Source organism: Citrobacter farmeri (assembly GCF_019048065.1).
Taxonomy (GTDB): domain Bacteria; phylum Pseudomonadota; class Gammaproteobacteria; order Enterobacterales; family Enterobacteriaceae; genus Citrobacter_A; species Citrobacter_A farmeri.
The window spans coordinates 1,680,000-1,703,650 of the sequence record NZ_CP077291.1 but is presented as its reverse complement, the minus strand read 5'-3'; the positions used below and the strand labels follow the sequence as shown (position 1 = coordinate 1,703,650).

General features: G+C 54.0%; 20 protein-coding genes. 1 reads left to right on the top strand and 19 read right to left on the bottom strand.

The window, feature by feature from the left end:
- Positions 1-6: 6 nt before the first annotated feature.
- The 19 genes from wcaL to I6L53_RS07825 all read right to left on the bottom strand — a co-directional run bounded on the left by wcaL (position 7) and on the right by I6L53_RS07825 (position 21,282).
- Positions 7-1,227 (bottom strand): colanic acid biosynthesis glycosyltransferase WcaL, encoded by a 1,221-nt coding sequence (wcaL, locus tag I6L53_RS07915; RefSeq protein ID WP_042318109.1) that lies wholly within the window; start codon positions 1,225-1,227, stop codon positions 7-9.
- Entirely contained in the window at positions 1,224-2,504 is a 1,281-nt protein-coding gene (gene wcaK / locus I6L53_RS07910; protein WP_042318106.1) for a colanic acid biosynthesis pyruvyl transferase WcaK, read from the bottom strand. Before wcaK ends, wcaL begins: the two co-directional genes overlap by 4 nt.
- Positions 2,505-2,613: 109 nt before the next feature.
- Positions 2,614-4,092, bottom strand: a complete 1,479-nt coding sequence (gene wzxC, locus I6L53_RS07905) for a colanic acid undecaprenyl disphosphate flippase WzxC (RefSeq protein WP_042318104.1) — start codon at positions 4,090-4,092, stop codon at positions 2,614-2,616.
- Between the two features lie 9 nt (positions 4,093-4,101).
- The gene (gene wcaJ, locus I6L53_RS07900; protein ID WP_042318102.1) at positions 4,102-5,496 is read right to left on the bottom strand and encodes an undecaprenyl-phosphate glucose phosphotransferase; all 1,395 of its coding nucleotides are present in this window, start codon (positions 5,494-5,496) and stop codon (positions 4,102-4,104) included.
- A 54-nt stretch (positions 5,497-5,550) separates the two neighbouring features.
- Positions 5,551-6,921, bottom strand: a complete 1,371-nt coding sequence (gene cpsG / locus I6L53_RS07895) for a colanic acid biosynthesis phosphomannomutase CpsG (protein WP_042318101.1) — start codon at positions 6,919-6,921, stop codon at positions 5,551-5,553.
- A 146-nt stretch (positions 6,922-7,067) separates the two neighbouring features.
- Positions 7,068-8,504: a mannose-1-phosphate guanyltransferase gene (gene cpsB / locus I6L53_RS07890; RefSeq protein ID WP_042318099.1), complete on the bottom strand. Its 1,437-nt coding sequence runs from the start codon at positions 8,502-8,504 to the stop codon at positions 7,068-7,070.
- A 3-nt stretch (positions 8,505-8,507) separates the two neighbouring features.
- Entirely contained in the window at positions 8,508-9,731 is a 1,224-nt protein-coding gene (gene wcaI, locus I6L53_RS07885) for a colanic acid biosynthesis fucosyltransferase WcaI (protein WP_042318098.1), read from the bottom strand.
- A complete protein-coding gene (locus I6L53_RS07880; RefSeq protein WP_042318097.1) occupies positions 9,728-10,207 on the bottom strand; it encodes a GDP-mannose mannosyl hydrolase in 480 nt (159 codons plus the stop codon). The genes wcaI and I6L53_RS07880 overlap by 4 nt, the downstream gene beginning before the upstream one ends.
- Before the next feature lie 2 nt (positions 10,208-10,209).
- Positions 10,210-11,175 (bottom strand): GDP-L-fucose synthase, encoded by a 966-nt coding sequence (gene fcl / locus I6L53_RS07875; protein WP_042318096.1) that lies wholly within the window; start codon positions 11,173-11,175, stop codon positions 10,210-10,212.
- Between the two features lie 2 nt (positions 11,176-11,177).
- Entirely contained in the window at positions 11,178-12,299 is a 1,122-nt protein-coding gene (gmd, locus tag I6L53_RS07870) for a GDP-mannose 4,6-dehydratase (RefSeq protein ID WP_042318094.1), read from the bottom strand.
- Between the two features lie 11 nt (positions 12,300-12,310).
- Complete coding sequence (wcaF, locus tag I6L53_RS07865; RefSeq protein WP_042318092.1) at positions 12,311-12,877, bottom strand: colanic acid biosynthesis acetyltransferase WcaF; 567 nt, start codon at positions 12,875-12,877, stop codon at positions 12,311-12,313.
- Between the two features lie 16 nt (positions 12,878-12,893).
- Positions 12,894-13,640 carry a colanic acid biosynthesis glycosyltransferase WcaE gene (gene wcaE, locus I6L53_RS07860; RefSeq protein ID WP_042318089.1) on the bottom strand — a complete coding sequence of 249 codons (747 nt, stop codon included), beginning with the start codon at positions 13,638-13,640 and terminating at the stop codon, positions 12,894-12,896.
- A 13-nt stretch (positions 13,641-13,653) separates the two neighbouring features.
- On the bottom strand, positions 13,654-14,874 hold the full coding sequence (gene wcaD / locus I6L53_RS07855; RefSeq protein ID WP_042318087.1) for a colanic acid polymerase WcaD: 1,221 nt from the start codon (positions 14,872-14,874) through the stop codon (positions 13,654-13,656).
- Positions 14,849-16,066 (bottom strand): colanic acid biosynthesis glycosyltransferase WcaC, encoded by a 1,218-nt coding sequence (gene wcaC, locus I6L53_RS07850; protein WP_042318085.1) that lies wholly within the window; start codon positions 16,064-16,066, stop codon positions 14,849-14,851. Before wcaC ends, wcaD begins: the two co-directional genes overlap by 26 nt.
- On the bottom strand, positions 16,063-16,551 hold the full coding sequence (gene wcaB, locus I6L53_RS07845) for a colanic acid biosynthesis acetyltransferase WcaB (RefSeq protein WP_042318083.1): 489 nt from the start codon (positions 16,549-16,551) through the stop codon (positions 16,063-16,065). The genes wcaC and wcaB overlap by 4 nt, the downstream gene beginning before the upstream one ends.
- Positions 16,552-16,553: 2 nt before the next feature.
- Entirely contained in the window at positions 16,554-17,396 is an 843-nt protein-coding gene (gene wcaA / locus I6L53_RS07840; protein ID WP_042318081.1) for a colanic acid biosynthesis glycosyltransferase WcaA, read from the bottom strand.
- A gap of 135 nt (positions 17,397-17,531) precedes the next feature.
- Positions 17,532-19,694, bottom strand: coding sequence for a tyrosine-protein kinase Wzc (wzc, locus tag I6L53_RS07835; RefSeq protein ID WP_094465579.1), 2,163 nt, complete (start codon positions 19,692-19,694; stop codon positions 17,532-17,534).
- On the bottom strand, positions 19,694-20,140 hold the full coding sequence (gene wzb, locus I6L53_RS07830; RefSeq protein WP_042318063.1) for a low molecular weight protein-tyrosine-phosphatase Wzb: 447 nt from the start codon (positions 20,138-20,140) through the stop codon (positions 19,694-19,696). Before wzb ends, wzc begins: the two co-directional genes overlap by 1 nt.
- A 5-nt stretch (positions 20,141-20,145) precedes the next feature.
- Positions 20,146-21,282, bottom strand: coding sequence for a polysaccharide export protein (locus I6L53_RS07825; RefSeq protein WP_042318062.1), 1,137 nt, complete (start codon positions 21,280-21,282; stop codon positions 20,146-20,148).
- 675 nt (positions 21,283-21,957) lie between these two features.
- Here I6L53_RS07825 and I6L53_RS07820 point away from each other — a divergent pair.
- Positions 21,958-23,541 carry a TerC family protein gene (locus I6L53_RS07820; RefSeq protein WP_042318061.1) on the top strand — a complete coding sequence of 528 codons (1,584 nt, stop codon included), beginning with the start codon at positions 21,958-21,960 and terminating at the stop codon, positions 23,539-23,541.
- Positions 23,542-23,651 lie beyond the last annotated feature (110 nt).

Sequence of the window (23,651 nt, the reverse complement as noted above, 5' to 3'; positions counted from 1 at the left end):
CTCGGTTTACATCGTTTGCAGCAGGCTGGCCAACTGACGATTGATCACCTGCTGATTAAAATCATGTTCAACTTTTTCACGCGCACGCTGAATGACAGGTTCCAGCGTGCTGTGGTCGATCTGGCTGAACGAGACGAGCTGTTGCGCCAGCGCCCTGGCATCGTTTTCCGGCACCAGCCAACCGGATTTTCCTGCATCCACCAGTTCCGGGATCCCGCTATGAACGGTAGAAACCACCGGGATCCCCACCGCCATCGCTTCCATCAGCGCCACCGGGATCCCTTCCATGTCGCCATCCGCGCCGGTAATCGACGGCAGAAGAAAGACATCCGCGTTATCCAGCATCGTTTTCACTTCATGGCTGGGCTTAAAACCCGGCATATCAATCACATCGTCAAGCTGATACTGTTCAATAAGCGTGCGCAATCGTCGCTCCCACGGCCCCATGCCCAGAATGCGATAACGAAACGCCACGCCCTGTTCCTTCAACTGGCGGCAGGCCTCTATCGCCACATGCAGGCCTTTTTTCTCAGTCAGTCGAGCAACGGAGATAATCTCCAATGGCGTACCGGGTACTTTCACTGGCCGGTGTGTAAAACGCGTCATATCGACGCCCATTCGCGAGACGGCAATCTTCTCCGGCGGACACCCCATGCTTCTCAGCCGTCCAGCCCAGAGATCGCTAATCGGCAGCATCAGGTCACCACGGCGGAACAGTTGCTGGTATTCCGGCGTGTAATGATTGAGGACGTCCCGACTGGAAATATCGATGCCGTGGAAAATCGTCGCAATTTTGCCCTGAATAACCCCCAGCTCGCGCAGTTTCGCCGCCGTCACGCCTGCCGGACCAAAATGAGCGATAAAGACATCCGCACGCAGCGGTTTACTCACCTGCGCACAGATCGACGAGAGGATCAGATTGCGTGACTCATCGCCATAGCGGGTGAAATTGAGGGATCTCCACGTTGCCGCCCGGTGCAATCCTGGCAGCGTTTTTATTGCCCGAGAGCGCAGTTTCGCCAGGCGTCCCTGCGGTTCATCCTGCAACCAGCGCGTTCTGGACGCCAGGCCATATTTTTCCCAGGCGGCGTGCGTATTTTGCGTGTCACCTTTTTGCAGGGCGACGATCTCAACGTCGAAGCCCATATCGATAAATGCGGTAATTTGATTGAGAACGAAGGTTTCCGACGACAGCGGAAATTTCAGTAAAAAGAAGCTGACCTTCATTTCCCCTCCCCGATGCGCGCTAATACCGATTCCACCATGCGGTATCCCTGCTCGCGTTCGCGACGAACGGCCTGTGCAAGGCGCTCATTAATCTGCGGTAATTGCCCCAACGTATCGGCCACCATCGCTTGCAGAGTCCCATCCAGCAGATGACGGATATCTATCGCCATCTCCGGCATCCCCAGTTGCTGCATGATGCCCGCCGATTTGTGCTCGTAGTTAATGGCAATCGCAGGGGTCGCGAAGTTCATTGAGATAATGGCGGAATGCAGGCGTGTGCCAACCGTCAGGTCGCATGCGCCGAGGATCTTGCCCATCTCCAGGTCATTGAGTTCATCCATCACCACGTGATAACGCGTCGGATCGCTGACGTACTGGCGCAGATTCAGCGCCACCATGCGATCGTCTTTGTTATAGCTGTCAATGCCGGTACAGGTAGACAGTGCGATAACCTGATACCCCTCATCCAGAATGCGGTTGACCACGCCGGCAAAGGCCTTCTCATAAGCCTGCTGCGTAGTGCCCAGACGTTTATCAAACGGCGCCAGTTCACGCAGGGTGATCGCCACCGTTTTCTGCCGTGCCGCCACCGTCAGCCAGTGCTGAACGGCATAGCCCGGGGCAAAATCCGCATCATGATGATCCACCAGCCACGCGGTATCCACACCGTGCTCAACTTTTTCGGTGGTGATTTCACTGCGTTTCAGTAGATCCAGACTGACGGATTCGCGCAGGATCAGCGCATCACAATGACCGAAAACATAATTGGCCAGTTGATTAAATTGTGGATCCTGGAACGGGCCGACGCTGTGACCCACCATGTACAGCGGTTTTTTCGCCATAAAGGTACACAGCGCGTGCTCAAACTGTGGCACACCGTACAGATCGACGAAGAACGAACCGCCCACCTGAATGATGGCGTCATAGCCCGAGAGCAGACGCACGAAGTCGGTAAACCCCTGCGCAATCGCGATATTTCGCAGCTTGCCGGTATCGGTCACGCGGGAAAGCAGCACCTGGTGCTGGTAGCGGCGGCGGAGGACTTTTTTCACCCGCCCCACCACGCCTGCCGCGCTGTTATGTTGTTTCATCTGTAAAAAAAGCGGATCGCCCATCACCGGACGATTCAAAAGCCAGGAAGAACTCACCGGATAGCGGCTCATGACGTCCACTTCCGCGTCAGGTTCGAGGCGGTGAATGGCGTCCAGCAGGCCGCGTAAAATCGCGCTATCACCACGGTTGCCGCAGGTATGGTTGCCCAGAATCAATAATTTCATTTCACCCTCTTAAAATCGTTGCCGGATGGCGGCTATCGTCTTATCCGGCCTACAGGTCATTAACTTCGTAGGCCGGATAAGACGTGTGAACGTCGCCATCCGGCAAAACTTATCCTGCACGAAGCAAGGTTTTCATTTTTTCACTGCGACAAAACTGGCGCTTCATCTCTACAACCAGCGGGTGGCGCGAGAGCACGATCATCACCGCGAACGCCAGGACACCGGCAGTGATCTGTGTCGCCAACAGCACGCCCAGTGACAAATGCCCCTGTAGCGCAATACCCAGCCCATAACTCACCGCCAGCGTTGGCAGCGAAAGATAGAACGGCAGCCACAGGCTCAGAATGTACTGACGATAGCTGGAACCCAGAACCGGTTTGATCATCACGAAGTAGCTCAGAATGGTGTTGATGATTTGCACCAACAGGAAGCCCAGCGTCACGCCGATTGCGCCCGCCAGATGCCCGCCAACAATAATCGCCGGGATGAACAGGAACGTTTTAAACACATTGAATTTAAAGCTGATGTCCACGCGCGCTTTCGCCATCAACAGCGAGCCAATCGGATTGCCGACCGAGCGCAGCAGCCCCACCACGCACAGCAGTTGCAGCACAGGAATGATGCTGTTCCACTTCTCGCCAAAGACCAGCGGCACGACGTTATTGGCAACCACCATCAGGCCGAGCAGCGCCGGGAAGTTAATGATCCCCACCACGGAAAGCAGCTTGTAAAAGTTCACCCGGAGCTTCTGTGTGTCGTCCTGAATTTTGGCGAATGCAGGAAACAGCACGCGAGTAATGATCGGGTTGAGCTTCATCGGCGGCACCACCGCCACGTTGTACGCCAGGTTATATCCCCCAGCGACGCCGGCCCCGAGAATACGCGCCAGCACCAGCGTGGAAAGGTTGGTATTGACGTAGTTGATGATGCTGTCCGCCGTCAGCCACGCGCCAAAGCGTAAATTCGACGAAACGGATGCCAGCGAAAAGTGCAGGCCAGGACGATAGATCTTGCGACCAAAATAGCCAAACAACAGCGTGCGCACCGCGCTATTTACCAGGTAACCGAGAATGGCGGTCATGGCCAGCGGCCAGAAATGGGCGCTAACGACGGTAAACGTAAAGCCCGCCAGTACGGCGCTGGTTTCAATCATCCCAATCTTGTTGAACTCCAGTTCTTTCTGCATCAGGGCGCGAAACTGCTGTCCGTGCGGGATCACCACGAACGCCAGCGACAGCGTTTTAATCAACGGCGCCAGATCCGGGTTATGCAGCACATTGCCAATCACATCACTAAGCAGGAAGACCGCCACACAGACAACAATCCCCAGCCCAACGTTCAGCCAGTACAGCGTGGTCAGTTCAAGGTGGCTTATCTCCTTGCGCTGAATAATGGAGTTGGCGATACCAAAGTCAGACAGCGTATCGGCCAGGGCAATAATCACCAGCGACACGGTCAGCAGGCCAAACTGGTGGTTATCGACGATCCGTGCCAGCACCGTCATCTGAATCAGTCCAAGGCTGATGATGATCACCGTGGCGATAGCCGACCATTTCGCGCCGCTGATGGTTTTTTCACGTAAGCTCATGACCGTTCCTCAGTACGCCGCTTTGTTGACAAAGCCCTTGAACACCGTCAGAAAAACGATCTTGATGTCGAACCATACGCTCCACTCGCGGATGTACTCGAGATCGTACTCCACGCGTTTTTCCATTTTCTCCAGCGTATCGGTCTCGCCGCGCCAGCCGTTGATTTGCGCCCAACCGGTGATCCCCGGCTTGACTTTATGTCGCAGCATGTAGCCTTCAATCAATTGACGATACTGTTCGTTATGCGCCACCGCATGCGGGCGCGGCCCGACGATGGACATTCCGCCGGTCAGCACATTGATAAACTGCGGTAATTCATCCAGCGAGGTACGACGCAGGAAGTTCCCCACTCGGGTGACGCGCGGATCGTTTTGCGTCGCCTGCGTAACCACCTTGTCGTTCTCCATTACCTTCATCGAGCGGAACTTCCACACGTTGATCGGTTTACCGTCCATACCATAACGCGTCTGACGGAAGATAATTGGCCCTGGCGAACTCAGCTTCACCGCCAGCGCAATGCAGCACAGCACCGGGGAGATGAGCAGCAGGATCAGCGATGCCAGTACAATATCTTCCGCACGCTTAAGCAGACGATTAATGCCCGACAGCGGTGTGTCATACAGCGGCACCACCGGTACACCGCTCACTTCTTCGATACGGGAATGCAGAATGTTAAAGGTAAACACGTCCGGAATGAGGATCACTGAACAGGTGGTATCCGCCAGTTCACGCACCAGTTTTTTCACCCGCTCGCCGTCACACATCGACATGGCGATATAGACGTTATGAATGCGCGACGCCTTAGCATCTTCCACCAGTTGTTCTAAGTTCCCTGCCCAGTCTGATGTGACGCCACCCGGTTTCGGGTCGTGATAGACGCCGACCACCTCAAAGCCCAGCCATGGTTCATTACGAAAGCTGTCTAGCAGCGACTGTCCGGCAGGCAGATCGCCCGCGACGGCCACCCGGCGCTTGTTATAGCCACGATGACGCAGCCAGCCTGCTCCATAGCGGATAAACGATCGGCATAAGACAAGCCCGACGCTGGTCAGCAGATACCACGCCAGCCAGATAGCGAGACGGTTATCAAAATCGGCATTAAACGCGACCAGACCGGCGCTAAAGACGAGACTCAGCGTCCAGTTTTGTAGCAAGAGGGTCAGTTCAGTAAAAATTTTGACGCCGCGCCATGAGCGATAGAAATCGGTTATGCCGCCCAACATCTGAAAAACAACCAACGTGATCAGCGCCACCAACAGGTGCATATACAGGAAAGGTAGTCCACTGACTTCGCAGACAACCCACAGCCCGCCAAACATGATGGTGATATCTGAAAAGCGTTGCACCATAGAGATTAACGATGCATTGGTTTTGGCCCGTTCGCGCTTTTTTAGATTTGTCATCGTTGTTCCTGTTATTAGCCCCTTACCCGCCAGCGGGTAAGGGAAGATCTGATCTTACTGATTCAGCAGCGTCAGCAGAGTGCGCGTTCGCGCTTCCATCAGCGGGATATCACCGCGTGACTCCACGTTCAGGCGCACCACCGGTTCGGTGTTGGAAGCGCGCAGGTTAAAGCGCCAGTCGACGAACGACATGCTGATGCCGTCTGTTCTGTCCACCGCCAGCGCCTCGCTGGCGAAGTGCTGTTCCACCCGTGAAATCGCTGCCGCCGGTTCGTCCAGCGTGCTGTTGATTTCGCCGCTCGCCGGGAACGCTGCCATCCGGTCACGCACCAGTTCACCCAACGACTGGCCCTTCAGACACACCAGTTCCGCCACCAGCAGCCACGGGATCATCCCGCTGTCGCAATAAGCAAAATCCCGGAAGTAGTGGTGAGCGCTCATTTCCCCGCCGTAGATGGCGTCTTCGCGACGCATCCGTTCCTTGATGAAGGCATGCCCGGTTTTCGACATCACCGGCGTGCCGCCCGCGGCTTTCACCACATCCACCGTGTTCCAGGACAGACGCGGGTCATGGATGATTCTGGAGCCCGGGTGCTTTTCGAGAAACGCTTCCGCCAGCAGGCCGACGATGTAGTAACCTTCGATAAACTGGCCTTTCTCGTCGAACAGGAAGCAGCGGTCGAAATCGCCGTCAAACGCGATCCCCATATCGGCACCGTGTTCAATCACCGCATTACGGGTGTCGGCACGACATTCCGGCAGCAACGGGTTAGGAATACCGTTCGGGAAATTGCCGTCTGGCACGTTATGCACTTTGATAAATTCCACCGGCACGCCCTGCACCTTAAAGCGCGCTTCGATGGCGTCCACCACCGGGCCTGCCGCACCGTTGCCGGAGTTAATCACCAGCTTCAGCGGCGTGAGATTTTTAACGTTGATGTAGCCGAGCAGGTGGTCAATATAGGCGTCACGCAGGGTTATCTGTTGATAACTCCCGCGCTGTGCGTCGTTTACGGGCGGGAAGTCGTTGGCTTCCGCCAGACGCTGCACGTCGCGCAGACCGGTATCGCCGCTGATCGGGCGCGCACCTTCGCGCACCAGTTTCATCCCGTTGTAGTCCATCGGGTTATGGCTGGCGGTCACTTCAATCCCGCCATCCACGCCGAGGTGGAAGGTGGCGAAATAGATCTCTTCGGTCCCCGACAGGCCGATATCCAGCACGTCAACGCCTGCGTCCTGCAACCCTTTCGCCAGCGCCCGTTTCAGCGCCTCGCTGGTGAGACGCACGTCGCCGCCCAGCACAATAGTTTTCGGCTTGAGAAACTCGCCGTACGCGCGGCCAATCCGCCACGCAATCTCTTCGTTCAGCTCTTCGCCCAGCCTGCCGCGAATGTCGTAGGCTTTGAAACAGGTTAATTTCGTCATGTTTTTACCCTTTTTCAGGCAACAGTTAGCCCTGACCCGTAAATGGCCAAAATTGTTTTTTTATCGTTGTCGGATGGCGCTTCGCTTATCCGACCTACAGAATCGCAGGCCCGGTAAGCGCAGCGCCACCGGGCGCAATAAAGGCGTTACACCCGGCCGTAGCGATCCTTAAACCGCACCACGTCATCCTCTTCGAGGTAAGAACCCGAGCGCACTTCGATCAGATCGAGTGGAATTTTTCCGGGGTTTTCCAGACAGTGGGTCGCCCCCAGCGGAATGTAGACAGACTCGTTTTCACCGAGCAGTTTGATATCACCGTCAATGGTGACTTTGGCTGTACCGGCCACCACCACCCAGTGTTCAGCGCGGTGATGGTGCATCTGCACCGACAGCCCTTCCCCCGGTTTCACGGTGATACGTTTCACCTGATAGCGGTCACCGGCGTCGATAGAGTCATATTTACCCCACGGGCGGTACACTTCACGGTGAATATGGTGCTCGTGGCGGCCATCGGCTTTGATCTGTTCAACCACTTTTTTCACGTCCTGCACCGCATTACGATCGGCGATCAGCACTGCATCTTTGGTTTGCACGACCACCAGATCTTTGACACCGACGGTGGTCACCAGACCCGACTCAGCATAGACGTAACTGTTCTCAGTTTTATGGCTGATGACATCGCCGTGGTGGACATTTCCCTCGGCGGTATGGGCGCTGATTTCCCACAGTGAGGACCAGGAACCGACATCGCTCCAGCCCGCGTCCATCGGCATGACCACCGCATCCGCCGTGCGCTCCATCACCGCGTAATCGACAGATTCTTCCGGGCAGGCGAGGAATGAAGCTTCATCCACGCGGATGAAATCGAGATCCGGATCGACCGCGCTCATCGCGTTTTCGCAGGCTTCCAGGATATCGGGACGGTATTTTTTCAGCTCTTCCAGATAGCGTCCGGCGCGGAACAGGAACATCCCGCTGTTCCAGTAATAATCACCGCTGGCGACATAAGCCTGAGCGGTTTCCAGATTCGGTTTTTCCACAAACTGCGCAACGTCAAACGCCACGGCATCTTTCTCACCGGGCGTAACATCGCCGCGACGGATATAGCCGTAGCCGGTTTCCGGCAGATCCGGAACGATACCAAACGTGACCAGCTTTCCGGCTTCGGCGTACGGCATTGCGTTTCGCACCGCATCACGAAAGGCGTCTTCGTTAGCAATCACGTGGTCAGCGGCCAGTACCAGCATCAGGGGATCGCTGTCCGGACTGTGACGTCTTGCCGCCAGCGCCGCTAAGGCAATTGCGGGTGCGGTATTGCGTCCCGCGGGTTCGAGAATAATGTTCTCAGTGAGTTTGTTGAGCTGGCGCAGTTGCTCAGCGACGATAAAACGGTGCTGCTCGTTGCAGATCACCACCGGACTTTCACACTCCACGCCATTCAGACGACAGATGGTCGTTTGCAGCATGGTGAGATCGCCTTTCAGGCACAGGAACTGCTTAGGATAAAGTACGCGGGAAAGCGGCCATAGCCGGCTACCGGAGCCACCAGCCATCACGACTGGATAGAGTTTCGTCTGACTCATAATTTAATCCCGAATATCAGTAATAAATTGACGTAACACGTTCTCTTTATCGAGCGTGCGTTCGGCATATTCACGTGCCACCGTGTTGTTTTTTGGCATAGCGAGCGCCTGGACGATCCCTGCCACCAGCGCGTCGACAGATTCCGGCTCTACGCAAACGGCGATGTCCGGGTAGCTCTCGCAGAGCTGGCCCAGTTCTGTCTCAGGTTCAGCAGTAATCACCGCATTGCCGCCCACCGCCAGAATATTGGTCAGTTTGGAGGGCAAAACGGCATCCGCCGCGCCGCGTTTTTGTACCACCAGATGGCAATCGCCCATCTTCAATAGTGCTGGCAGTGCCTCGTAAGGCTGTAGCGGGAAAAACAAAACGTTATACAAACCGCGCTCGCGGGCCATTTTTTCCAGGCGCGCTTTGCCGCCCCCCTGACCGACGATGACGAAAATCAGCGGCTGTTCACGCAGTTGTTCCGCTGCCGCAATCACGTTTTCCAGCCCCTGCTTCTCGCCGATATTGCCGGAGTAAAGAATGATTTTTTTGTCATCCGGCAATCCAAGCTGCTGGCGAAGAGTAGTGACCTCTTCATCGTTAACATTTTGAAAACGGGCGACTTCTGACCAGTTGGGGAAAAAAATCACCTTCTCTGCCGCCACCCCTTTCTCCTGCGCTTTATTCATCATTGAGCGGGAGATGGTGGAAACATTGTCGACGTTATGCAGGCCGCTGCGTTCGAAAGCGGTCGCCAGTTGCGCCACTTTGCCGGCTTTACCGTTGCCTGCCAGACCGAGGCCCAGCATCGCATCGACTTCGTAATCCTGAATGTGCAGCAAGGTGCGGGCGCCGGAGAGTTTTGCCAGCAGGCGCATCCCCGGCGAACAAAACAGCGTGGGTACCACGCCAATAATGCGATCCGGCTTCCAGCGCCGCTGTGCCATCAGCGGAAAAAAGCTGCTGAGAGCAAAGCTGCCCAGATGCAGTAATCGTTTCAGTGTTGACGGCTGCTTTGGCACATACAGCGGGCAGCGCCAGACGGTGGCGTCGCCCTCTTCCCGGCGATAGCGCCAGGCCGAGTAACGCTCACCCACTTTCCACTGTGGGTAGTACGGCGGCGCGGTGATCACCCGCACTTCATGGCCTTCACGCGCCATCCACTCCACCATCTCACCGGTGTATTTGCCGATGCCGGTCAGTTCTGGCGAGTAGTTGATGCCATAAACGAGGATTTTCATAATCCCGGCGCCTTAGCCTGACATTCCGGCAAAAAATACGCCCGGCTGTTGTCATGGACATTGTCGCTCGCCAGCAACGCCGCAGGCTTTAGCCAGCGATAGGCGTTGTGCTGTGCGTCAGGCAGAGGCAAATTGCTCTCCTGCACCCGCAAACGGAAAGCGAGCACGATGTAATGCGTCGAGAAGTCTTCCCCGGAAAAGTTGTCGTCATAAAAATGCTGCCAGACGCCATAAAATTCCCCGGCGGACAGCGGTAAACGTTGCCCCAGTTCGGCTTCGGTCAGGCGTTCGAAGGCCGCACTCAGCGGCTCATCTTTTTGCACCCGCCCGCCGGGCACAAACCAATAGCCCTGCGCCGGTCGGTTCAGTCGTTTACCCAACAGAAATTCCCCGTGCGCATTTTCCACAATCAAATCGATGGAGATAAGCGGCGTGGAACGCACGACGGTGGCAAAATCTTCCTGACGTAAAAACATGTTTACCCCCGGAAGCGATGTTGATTCTCAAGGAACCACTCGTAAGTACTGGCAAGGCCAGCTTCCAGTGGGATCTCGTGATACCAGCCCAACTGATGCAGACGCGTCACATCCAGTAATTTACGCGGCGTGCCGTCCGGCTTCGTGGCGTCAAACACCACGCGGCCTTTGTAGCCCACGACCTTAGCGATGGTTTGCGCCAGTTCGCGAATGGTGCAATCCACGCCCGTGCCGACGTTAATGTGTGACAGCATCGGCTGGGTATTCTCCTGCCAGACTTCGCTGTCCAGCTCCATCACGTGGATGCTGGCCGCAGCCATATCGTCGACGTGCAGGAATTCACGCATCGGCGTCCCGCTGCCCCATACCACCACGTCCGGCGCATTCTGTGCAGTCGCTTCATGGAAACGACGCAGCAGGGCCGGGATCACGTGCGAGTTGCTCGGGTGGAAGTTGTCATGCGGGCCATACAGGTTGGTCGGCATTACGGAACGATAGTCGCGTCCATACTGGCGGTTATAAGACTCGCACAGCTTAATGCCGGCAATCTTGGCAATCGCATACGGCTCATTGGTCGGCTCAAGCGTGCCCTGCAACAGTTCACTCTCCGCCATTGGCTGTTTCGCCAGTTTGGGATAGATACAGGAAGAGCCGAGAAACAGCAGCTTATTCACGTTATGCAGATGCGCGGCGTGAATGATGTTGCTTTCCATCATCATATTTTCAAAGATGAAATCTGCCGGATACGTGTTGTTGGCGACAATACCGCCCACCTTTGCCGCAGCCAGATAAACCTGGTCGATCCGTTCTGTGGCAAAGAAATCCTGCACCGCACGGCTGTCCAGCAGATTCAGTTCATCGCGGGTGCGCAACACCAGTTCCACATCACCGCGCTGTTCAAGCTGGCGGGCAATCGCGGAACCCACCATTCCGCGATGACCGGCAATAAAGATACGTTGTTTGCTCATTCTCAGGACTCCAGCGCGATGGCAACCTCGTAGCCGTGAGATTTCAGTAGGGAGTGTTTCTTCGCGGCTTCCAGATCTTTGGCAACCATTTCGCTGACCATCTCCTGCAACGTAATTTCCGGCTTCCAGCCCAGCTTCTCATGTGCTTTGGTTGGGTCGCCCAGCAGGGTTTCTACTTCCGCCGGACGGAAGTAGCGCGGATCAACGGCAACCATGATGTCACCCGGCTTCACGCCTGGCGCGTCATGACCGGTAACAGAAACCACAATTCCTTTCTCTTCCACGCCTTCCCCTTCAAAGCGCAGTTTGATCCCCAGTTGAGCCGCCGCCATTTCGACGAACTGGCGCACGGAGTACTGCACGCCGGTGGCGATCACGAAGTCTTCCGGTTGTTCCTGTTGCAGCATCATCCACTGCATTTTGACGTAGTCTTTCGCATGGCCCCAGTCACGCAGGGAATCCATGTTGCCGAGGTACAGGCAGGACTCGAGACCCTGAGCGATATTGGCAATCGCGCGGGTGATTTTACGGGTGACGAAGGTTTCGCCACGACGCGGCGATTCGTGGTTAAACAGGATGCCGTTGCAGGCGTAGATACCGTAAGATTCACGGTAGTTAACGGTTATCCAGTAGGCGTAAAGTTTAGCGACCGCATACGGCGAGCGCGGGTAGAACGGCGTGGTCTCTTTCTGCGGGATTTCCTGCACCAGACCGTACAGTTCAGAGGTCGACGCCTGATAGAAGCGGGTTTTCTTTTCCAGACCGAGGAAACGAATGGCTTCCAGCAGGCGCAGCGTCCCCATCGCATCAACATCGGCCGTATATTCCGGCGATTCGAAAGAGACCGCCACGTGGCTCATGGCGCCCAGGTTGTAGACCTCATCCGGCTGTACTTCTTGCAGGATACGCGTGAGGTTAGAGGAATCCGTCAGGTCACCGTAGTGCAGATGGAATTTCGGGTTGCTCGCATGAGGATCCTGATAGATATGATCCACACGCTCGGTGTTAAATGAAGAAGCGCGACGCTTAATACCGTGAACTTCATAACCTTTTTCCAGCAGAAGTTCTGCCAGGTAAGAACCGTCCTGCCCGGTTACACCGGTGATGAGAGCGACTTTTGACATTTTATTACCTCTTAATTGATCCCATTAGGGTGTAACGTTGTAACGCGTTCGCGTATTACTACTGCGGGATTGCCACGGCAAATCATATTTGCCGGTAGCGATTTAAAAACACTGCTGCGCGCACCGACGACGGTGCCATCGCCTATCGTGACGCCTGGCGCCACAAACACATCGGTTGCCAGCCAGCATTTCTCGCCAATCACAATCGGGGTGGCATTAATATCAAAATGCGCACTTGCGTGATCGTGACTGCCGGTACACAAATAACTTTTCTGCGAAACCACCGCATGGGCGCCAATCGTAATATCGCCGAGCGTATATAAATTGACGTCATCCCCTACCCAGGCATAATCACCAATGGTTAATTTCCATGGATAGGTAATTTTCACTGACGGTCGAATCACTACGTTTTTTCCTATTTTTGCGCCAAACAGACGAAGCAAAAAAGCGCGCCAGCGGTACAATACCTGCGGCGACCAGGAAAATAATGTTGCCTGTACCGCCCACCATACCTGGACTTTGATTGCATTACCGCCCCGAAATCCTTTCGGTACGGAGAAACGACTTAAATCCTGCATATTACATCCTTATATTTTAAACTTTGTTATATAAGGCTTTCGTTTTACCCGTGGTACGTAAACGTAATAACTTCGATAATTCAGCCCAAAATCCCGGCACACGTAATATCTGGCGCTGCACTTTTTTGGCGTCTTCGCATAATTCCAGATTATTCGTTGTTGACACACCGCCCATTGAAAATTCAGACACCAGTCCGTCCAGCTTTTTAAAGTCATAGCCTTCTTTATACAATCTGGCGGCCAGCGCATAATCCGATGACACTTTATATTGCAGGTCATAGCGCCAGACTTTCAGTCCCGCCACCGGAAAAAAAATGGCCTGATGACTTGCCGGCAGGCTGTGATATATATACCAACCGGGTTTCGCACTGCGTTTTGTTTTCCGACCATCGCCAAAATCAAGCAGCGCGTCGCCGGTAATCATCACGTCATCTTTTTGTGTCTGTAACTGGCGGACAAACCTGGCGGCGTCGGAATGGAAAATATCACCGGAGTTGAGAAACAGCGCGAATTTCCCGCGCGCCATCTCAATCCCCTTGTTCATCGCATCATAGATGCCGTTATCCGGTTCGCTGACAAAGCGTAAATGATAGTTACCACAGAGGTTTTCCAGAAATTCCTCTGTACCATCTTTTGAGCCGCCATCCACCACGATCCACTCAAAGGGGATGTCGCTCGCTTTCGCCAGATGCGCCAGTGACGCATGGGTTTTGACGATGCCGTCCAGATTGCGAAATGCAACGGTGATAATACTTAGCAGCATAGGATTAACCTCATCATACTTTTGTAATATTCAGCGCTTTGCGCAAAATAAACGGACAAACAATTAAAAAAGCATATTCCGGGCTAAATATCGAACCGGTAAAAAACAGCGACACCGGTGTAAAAAGATAAAGCTGCACCCGAAAATTCCGATTATCGCCAAATGCGTTTAGCGTCATTTTAAAAATTTTCCACATGTACCACAGCGTCATTAACACCGCGAACCAGGAAAAATAAATAATCAGCAGATACAAACCATTGTCTATTGTTTTCCCGACATCCGCACCGTTAAAGATTCCGAATGATGCGACATATTCATAAAGTGAGCCAAATCTGACTACGCCATCAATATGGGTCAAAGAATAACCGACCATCACTAACGGGCCCACGATGCGATAATAAGAGGATGAACCTTCCGTACCTAAATCTCCCAGACGTGTAGAGATATAAGGGAATGCGAATATCACCCCTACTAAAAACACGGCTAATGAGATTATCGCCAGCGGTAATTTTTTCTTTATCGCATCCTTATTCAGATACTGAAACGCCCATTCCAGCAGGTAGAACAGGATAAATGTCATTACCCCTGAAAACGATCCTGATAATATTATCCCTGCCAGAATCATAGCATCGGTTTTAGGCGTTTTGATACCAAACTGTTTGATACTGAGCCAAATTGAGATTAACGCCAGAGCAAAAAATGCCGGTTCGAAATAGAGCGCGGTCGTTCGCTTGCCGCCAAATTTAATAAAGTTCAGTACATAGCTATTACTGTAAATAAGATACTTCGAAATTCCTTCCATCAGGCTGCTGCCCCCGGTCAGGATAATTTGCGCCATTTCTGCCGCGGCCAGCATTACCACCAGCGCGACGACCAGATAGAAAAAACGCAGGATCTTGCGGTAGTTATGCGGGGAAATGGTTTTGAAGCGAATGCTCCAGACCATACCAACTATGATCACAATATAGACAAACAGCATTGTCGACGTGACATACTTGCTGGCGTCCAGCGACTGACCGAACATATAGTTAAATGCGGTAAGCCCTGCCCCAATTCCTAACGCAATCATCAGCTTTTTAATGCTGATTCGTTCAACGAACAGCAGCAATAAAACAGGTAAAAAAGTGACAATGGTGATAGGGAAGCTTTCGCCCAGTTGAGCAATTTTGACGTTGACCAGCAGGTAGATCAGCGGCAGCAGCAGATAGCTACAGATTCTGATAGAACGAGACATATTCCTCCAGCATCTGTTGACCACTGTATGCCGCACGACTGCGCTCGCGAAACGCGCTGAGCGAGGTGCCAAAAACGGTCTGCGCGATCCCGGCTTTACTCATCTGCACCAGCTGTAGCACCTCTTCGGCGGCAAAGGTTTTTCCGCCCGACTTGTGCAGCACTTCCTGCGCCGCGTCGCTGTGGGTGGCGATCACCGGTACGCCGATCGACAACGCTTCGCACAGAATCAGCGGGTAATTGTCCACGCGGGAGCTGAACACCAGCGCATCCATCTGGTTGAGCGCGCTCATCAGCTTGCGCTTGTCGGTTTCAAAACCGTGATTCACCACGTTCGCCCCGTCAAACGGCGAGAACTTGCCAAAGGTATGCAGCTCAACCTTATCGCCCAATGCCATTATGTCGCGCACCAGCCGCTGATTGGTTTTACCGTCGTAGCGCAGGTCATGAGCGACAATGGCAATTTTCGGTTTCCCCTGGGTCTCATTGACCGGGGACAGCTCCGCCAGAATCGCTTCGGTCGCCACATCAATACCGTTGTTGATAATGCGGCAGCGACCCGCGCCGTACAGACTGTTAAAGGCGTCGGCAACGTGTTGACTCGGAGAGATAAACTGGCAGCCCAGCGCCAGCATCTGGCGGAAAAGTTGGCGTTTTCCGTCAACCAGCTCATGCGCACGGTCAACGTTCACCGGCGGGTAATTATTCAGCGTCGGGCATTTCTGACAGCCGGATTTCCACCCCTCACAGCCGTCGGTAAAGGCGCAGCGCCCGGTCACACTCCAGTGATCGTGTAGCGTCCAGACCAGCGTGACGTCCGGCTTGTGGTTTTTCACTTTTTCGCAGAACGTCACCACATCAGCCAGATTCAACCAGTAGCTGTGCAGAACGTGAAAGTGCAGCACCAGCGGACCCGGTGTGCGGGTCACGGTACGGTAGAGATTATTCAGATTGCCAAACAGATCGCGATTGAACAGACGAAACAGGGCGATATTGGCTACCGACGTCAAACGGGGCGTTTGTTTGATGACGTGGGAATAGTGGTTATGGCTGACGCTCTTCTTCCCACCTTTGCCGTAGCCGTAGATAAATTGCGAAGCCAGCCCTTTTTGCAGCGCGCGCTGATGCAGATCTAATGCCACTCCAGCCGCACCGCCTTCCGCCAGTCGCACATTAAATTGCAGAATGTTCATTTTATTACCTTAACCCGGGCCTTCTCCCCCACCACCAGCGCATTGTCCGGGATGCTGTCGAGCACCACGCTGCCTGCGCCAATGGTCACGTTATTACCGATGCGGATGTCACCCAGCAGGACCACGTTGGCCCCCAACTCCACGCCGTTGCCAATCACCGGACAGGCCAGGCTGTCTGCTCCACGATTGCCGATAGTGACGCCATGACGCAGAGTGAAATCATCCCCGGCCACCACGTTTTTGTTGATCACCACGGCGTAACCGTGATGAATGGTGAAGCGTCGTCCGATGGTGGCCGCCGCCTGAATTTCATAGCCAAACAGGCATTCGGTAATGAGCCGATACAGCACCAGCATCGGCGCGGCCCACAGATTGTTCAGCACGTTTTTTTTACGCCAGACGGAGCAGAAATGGGCCATCCGATAGGCCAGCACCATGCAGCACGGGCGCAGACTCCAGCTGTTTGCGCGGATATCTTCCAGCATGATTAACGTCCTCGCAGCCCGTCTGCCAGACGCTTGCCGTTGCGCAGTGAAAACAGCGTCAGCAGCGTGCGCCAGGTCATGCGCTTATTGCGGATCTGATAGAGCGTAAACAGCTGATATTTCTTGCTGGCGCGGTCGAATTTGTCTTTGTGCTTGCGGTAAAAATGGAAGTAGCCGGAGAATTTCTTCGGCGACGAGGTAATCTGCATTTCACCGTGATTAATGTGTAGGATCTGCGTCGCCTCCTCTACCTTCCACGGTTCGCCATACTCCACCACCATTCGCAGAAAGATGTCGTAATCCTGCGCGGCTTTCAGTTCGGTATCGAACAGGCACTCTTTGAAACGCCACGCCCAGGTAAAAACCTGATTACCAATGATGTTGCGCTTGTAGAACAGATGACGCGAGTAAGGGGATTTCGGATACAGCGGCAGGCTCGCCGGTTGCGAATAGACTTCACCTTCGCAGACATAATCATTGGCGTACAAAAACGCGTGGGTCACCAGTTGATGCTTGTGCGCAAGGAATACGCTCAGGCGGTTTGGCGTCCACTCATCATCATCATCAATGCCGGTGATGTAATGCCCTTGCGCCTGCATGATGGCCTGATTGCGCACGGCGCAAGCACCAGAGTTGATCTCATTATGGGTGTAGCGCACGCGCGGGTCGTTTAATCCCTCAACAAACTGTTGGAGCTGTTCATAGGAAGAGGAGCAATCATCAACGATGATCATCTCCCAGTGGGGATAGTCCTGACGCAGTACCGATTTAATCGCCCGAATGGCGAGCTGCTGCCGGTTCCAGGTCGGCATATAAATGGAAATCAATGGATTGTCTGTCTTCATATTTATTTCCCAGGAAGTCTTGCCGGATGGCCGAACGTGTAGGCCGGATAAGGCGTTTACGCCGTCATCCGGCAGCGATGCCTGATGACGCTTTGCTTATCAGGCCTACTCAATTAGCAGGCCATTCACGATTTTTTATTTTGAGTCTGACTTGTATTCGTACTCGTAGTACCCGTAATCCTGATACCCGGTGGCGCGACGGAAGATGGAGTTAAGGATCACCCCTTTCACCTGAATGCCATTTTGCTCAAAGCGACCCAGGCTGGTTTCCACCTCTTTCAGGGTATTGACCGCATAGCGGGCGACCATCAGCGTCGTACCCGCATGGCGTCCAACAATCGCGGCGTCGGTGACGGCCAGGATTGGCGGTGTATCGATCAGCACCAGGTCGTAGTGGCTACTCGCCCAACGCAACAGCTCGCCTAAGCGCTCGCTCATGAGCAGTTCAGACGGATTTGGCGGCACCTGCCCCCGTGGAACGAGGTCAAAATTGGCAATGGAAGTGGGTTTTGCGCAGGAAGCAATATCTCCTTTGCCGGCCAGAATCTCAGACAGGCCATTGACGTTGTTGGTGCCGAGCAATTCGTGGGTATAGCCTTTACGCATGTCGCAGTCGATCAGCAGCACACGCTTGTTGGTCTGGCTGATCACTGCCGCAAGGTTGGCACAGACAAAGGTTTTCCCGATGGACGGACTGACCCCGGTAAGCATCAATACATTATTTTGCGCCTGCATCATGGCGAAATGGAGGCTGGTACGCAGGCTGCGTACCGCTTCGATCGCCAGATCGGTCGGGTTGCCCACCGCCAACAGTTGGCTCTGTTTATAACGTTTGACACCCTTCACCGTTTTGACGTTATCGCGCGATTTCTGCCATTCCGACAGCGGAATACTGGCGTACACACTGATGCCATTCTCTTCCAGCACCTGCGGGCTTTCGATACCGCGGTTGAGCAGTGAACGCAGTAGCACGCCAACAATAGAGAGCATCAGCCCGAGAATAATGCTGCCGAGAATAATCAACGCTTTCTTTGGCTTCAGTACGCCGGGCTGGGCTATCGCCGGGTCAACGATCCGCACGTCACCCACGGTGCTGGCCTCGGTTATCTTCAGCTCCTGCTGTTTGTTCAGCAACTGCATGTAGACCTGCTGACCAGACTCAACGTCACGCGTCAGACGCACAATCTCCTGTTGCGTTTTCGGCATCGCCGTCACGCGACCGTTCAGTTTGGCTTTTTCATCTTCCAGCGCCTGACGTTTTTCCAGCAACGTGCGGTACGCCGGGTGTGCTTTGGTGAAGAGCTTGGAAATTTCCGCTTCTTTGAAAGTCAGTTCGTTGAGCTGCGCATCGATATTCACCATCGAGTCCAGCACCGCTTTGGCTTCCAGCGGTAAGTCGACGGAATCTTTATCCTGGCGGAAGGCATTGAGTTTGTTTTCCGCCACGTCCAGACGATTTCGCACCTCCGGCAACTGTTTCGCCAGGAAGGTCAGGCTTTTCGCCGCCTCTTCCGATTTACGCTCAACGTTCTGTTCCAGGTAGTTGCGGGTAATGCTGTTGAGAATGTCGCGGATCTGATTGCGGTCTTCACCGGTAAAACTCAGACTCAGCACCCCGGTATCCTTGCCGTTTTCCGTCACTGTCAGGTTGTTTTGCAGATTATTAATCATCCCCAAAGTAGAGAATTTGGTGACGGTAAATTCGGTATCCGGGCGGGCATGAATTTCACTGACCACCATGGTAACGCCGTCTTTACTCAGGGGCTGACCGAGTTCACCGCGCGCGCTGAAACCGCCGTCGCTGCTAAGCTCATAGCGTTTATCGTTCAGCACCTTAAGAGTGAAGATCTGCTCGTTCATCCCTTTCGGCAGCGTAAAGGTGGTCACTTTCGCCGATTCATTCTGGCGTCCCATCAGCCGTTCCCAGCCTGCGCCAAACAGTGGGAAAGTGTTCTTTGTGACCGAAATATCCAGATCCAGATCGTCCACCGTTTTGCCTAATACCAGACGCGACTGGATCAGCTGAATTTCCGCTTCGGAGGCGGGCGGTTTATTGGATAGCGCAGAGCCGATATCCTGCACCAGCGAGTTGCCAGTGTTTTGTTCAATCTGGACCAGCGCATCCGCACTGTAGATAGGCGTGGCAAAGAGCGTGTAAATCACCGCGCAGAGCGCAAAGACCGCCGTAATGCCCAGCACCCACCAGCGTGCTTCAATGACGGTTCCCACCAGGCGACCGATATCGATCTCATCGTTGCCCGTTACCGGAGCGGCAGACTGTTTTACTTTTTCTGTCATTATTTTACCTGCTCTGCGTTCAATGCCTGCGCCCACTGGCGAGCAGACCGTTCAAGTAATGCGTACACCGCTTCAAACGCCTCGCGGCTTTTGCGATAAGGGTCGGGAATTTCGCGCTCGTTGTCCCAGTGACCGAAGAGCATGACCTTGCCACGCATCTCGGGCGCCAGTTCGTGCAGAGAGGCGATATGCCTTTTTTCCATCGCCAGGATCAGGTCATAGTCCCGGCACAGCCGTCCGGTAACCTGCCGTGCGCAGTGTCCTTCCAGAGAAAGCTGATGGCCCGCGGCGACACTCATCGCTGCCGCGTCAGCCCCTTTTCCCACCAGCGCCCCCAGACCGGCGGATTCCACCGTAATCTGCGGGTGATACTGTTTGAGCAGGCGTTCTGCCGTTGGGGAACGGCAAATGTTCCCCACGCAAACCACTAAGATTTTGTTGAACATGACGATTACCAGTTATGAAGGTCGCTGGCCGTATCCGTCATGTAACGGACACCGCTGATGGTCGGCAGCAACTGATTGATCAGACGGTTCCAGCGCGCAACCGGTGCGGTGGTGACATACACCACGTCATAGGGTTGTAGGCGGAATTCCGTCGCCATGACCAGAGAGGTCGCATCAGACATATCGAGCTGATAGATGTTGGCAATCTTGCCGCCCGGGCCTTTGCCTTTCAGCGGACGGATCACGAAGATGCCGCTGGCGTTGGAGGTGGTCAGGTCGATACCTTCGGCGTTGCCGAGAGCTTCGGTCAGCGTCATACCGCTGAAGTCCATCTTGAGGGTGCTCTGTTTTTTCACTTCCCCCATCACGAACACTTTCAGGTCGTCATTGCGTGGCACATAGAGGATGTCACCCGGATAGAGCAGACGATTCTGGCTAAGATCGCCGTTCTGCATCAGCGCCTGCAGCGAGATACGCTGTTCTTTGCCCTCGTGCGTCAACACCACGTTGCGCCAGTCGGCCACTTCCGTCAGGCCACCGGCGGCGTTAATGGCGTCCAGTACGGTCAGCGGCACGTTAGTGATCGCCTGCTGTCCGGATTTATTCACCTGTCCGGAGATGTAGGCTTTTTGCGAACGGAAAGCGGCGATATTAACGTCCACCTGCGGGTCAGCAATGTACTTCGCTAAGCGCCCGGTAATATCACTGCGGATTTCTGCCAACGTTTTTCCGACCACACTGACCTTACCGATGTAGGGATAAAACATGGTGCCATCGGGCTGAACCCAGTTGCCGGTATCGCTGGAGCTACGATATTGCCCGGCAGGCGTAGTGAGCTCCGGGTGATCCCAGACGGTCACGCTCAACACATCCCCCGCGCCGACGCGGTACTGATAGCTGGCGAGCTCCTGGTCCAGCGACCTGTTCGGTTGAGCGACATTCGGACGAGGACGTAATTGCTCAACCAGTCGTGGCGTGAGTGGATACACATTCACCATCCGGTCGAGATCAAAATCAGCGTCTTGCTGTTTAATCACGTCTTTACCCATCGTAGACATATTGCTGCCCGGAAGTACTGTGCAACCGCTTATCAAGGTTACCGACACCAATAATGGCATCAATTTCATTTTGGATTTCATCATTGATTATTTATCACTTTGGCAGAGTAATTATCCTGTGCAATTTAAATAGCGACTTCGCCGTACACATTTACATTGCAGTTAATTGAAAAGAAATTTAACTGGCATCAGTCCTAAAAAAATTGGATTCATCCGTAAGCTATTGACAGAATAATGCAGACTCGTCATCAGGCGTTCAGGCACGCTACCGCCCCTGGCTTTTTAGCTACCAATACACTGATTAGGTTATGTTTTTGTAAGCCTTGTCATTTCATTCTTTGCCGTAGCAGAGAAATACTTAAGGCATTCTGAATGTCAGCCATTAATGAAACGGGAGCCCACTTTATATATTTACTCTTCCATCATTAACGCTGGAAGAATTGTTACAGCTAACGTAATTGCAGGCAAGGTAACAAGCCTGCTATTCTCTGTTTTTAAGATTAATATTAAGCGATATATTGACCTGTTTTTAGGAATTACTTGATGTTGACATAATCTATTTACTCAATTCACCCTGCGATATTTCCTAAATAACTTTTGCCTTATTTAATTATTCCCGGCATAAACTTTATGGTTATTTTCAATGCAGCCAGAACGGTGAAAACGCGAGAAATCCCTTCTCGCCATTGCATTTTCCGTCCGCTTTATCCATGATCGAATTGTGACAATTGTCATATAACGAAAGGTTTTACGTTTACTATGGAATGGATCGCCGATCCGTCAATCTGGGCGGGGCTGGTCACGTTGGTCGTGATCGAATTAGTCCTCGGCATTGATAATTTAGTCTTTATAGCCATCCTCGCAGAAAAACTGCCACCTGCGCAGCGCGACCGCGCGCGCGTCACCGGCCTTATCCTGGCAATGCTGATGCGCCTGCTACTGCTGGCATCGATCTCGTGGTTGGTCACGCTGACAAAACCGCTGTTTAGCGTGCAGGGGTTGAGCTTCAGCGCCCGGGATTTGATCATGCTGTTTGGTGGGTTCTTCTTGCTGTTTAAAGCCACGATGGAGTTGAACGAACGACTCGAGGGGAAGGACAGCGACAATCCCACTCAGCGCAAAGGGGCGAAATTCTGGGGTGTGGTGGCGCAAATTGTGGTGCTGGACGCCATCTTCTCGCTCGACTCCGTGATTACCGCCGTCGGTATGGTGGATCACCTTGCGGTCATGATGGCGGCGGTGATTATTGCCATCAGCCTGATGCTGCTGGCGAGTAAGTCGCTCACGCGCTTTGTGAACAGCCATCCGACCATCGTCATCCTCTGTCTCAGCTTCCTGCTGATGATCGGCTTCAGTCTGGTGGCGGAAGGCTTTGGCTTCCACATCCCGAAAGGGTATCTGTACGCCGCAATTGGCTTCTCGGTGATGATCGAAGCGCTGAACCAGTTGGCTATCTTTAACCGTCGTCGTTTCCTGTCGGCCAATCACACCCTGCGCCAGCGTACAACCGAGGCGGTAATGCGCCTGTTGAGCGGGCAAAAAGAAGAAGCCGAACTGGATGCGGAAACCGCTTCGCTGCTGGTTGACCATGACGACAGCCAAATTTTCAACCCGCAGGAACGTCGGATGATTGAGCGCGTACTCAACCTCAATCAGCGCACCGTCAGCAGTATTATGACCTCGCGCCACGACATCGAACATATCGACCTCACCGCCCCGGAAGAAGAGATTCGCGCACTACTGGAAAAAAACCAGCACACGCGTCTGGTGGTGACCGGCGGTCACGATGAAGAAGATCTGCTCGGCGTGGTACACGTCATTGACCTGCTGCAGCAGTCGCTGCGCGGTGAACCGCTTAACCTGCGGGTGCTGATTCGCCAACCACTGGTGTTCCCGGAGACACTGCCGCTGCTTCCGGCGCTGGAACAGTTCCGCAATGCGCGGACGCACTTCGCTTTTGTTGTCGATGAATTTGGTTCGGTGGAAGGGATCGTGACGCTGAGTGACGTCACGGAAACCATCGCCGGGAATCTGCCGAACGAGGCACAGGAGATCGATGCCCGCCATGATATCCAGAAAAACCCGGATGGGTCATGGACGGCAAACGGCCATATGCCGCTGGAAGACCTGGTGCAGTATGTCCCGCTACCACTCGATGACAAACGGGAGTATCACACCATTGCCGGTCTGCTGATGGAGGAATTGCAGCGCGTGCCGAAGCCGGGGGAAGAAGTTCAGGTGGGTGATTACCTGCTCAAAACGTTACAGGTAGAAAGCCATCGCGTACAGAAAGTGCAGTTAATTCCGTTGCGCAACGAGGATGAGATGGATTACGAGGTTTAACGTTAAGCGAGGCCGGATGAGCGTCAGCCCTGTCCGGCATTTCCTGCCGAATCAGTTTGTAGGCCGGATAAGACGCTGAGCGTCGCCATCCGGCACACACGCCCTGCCGA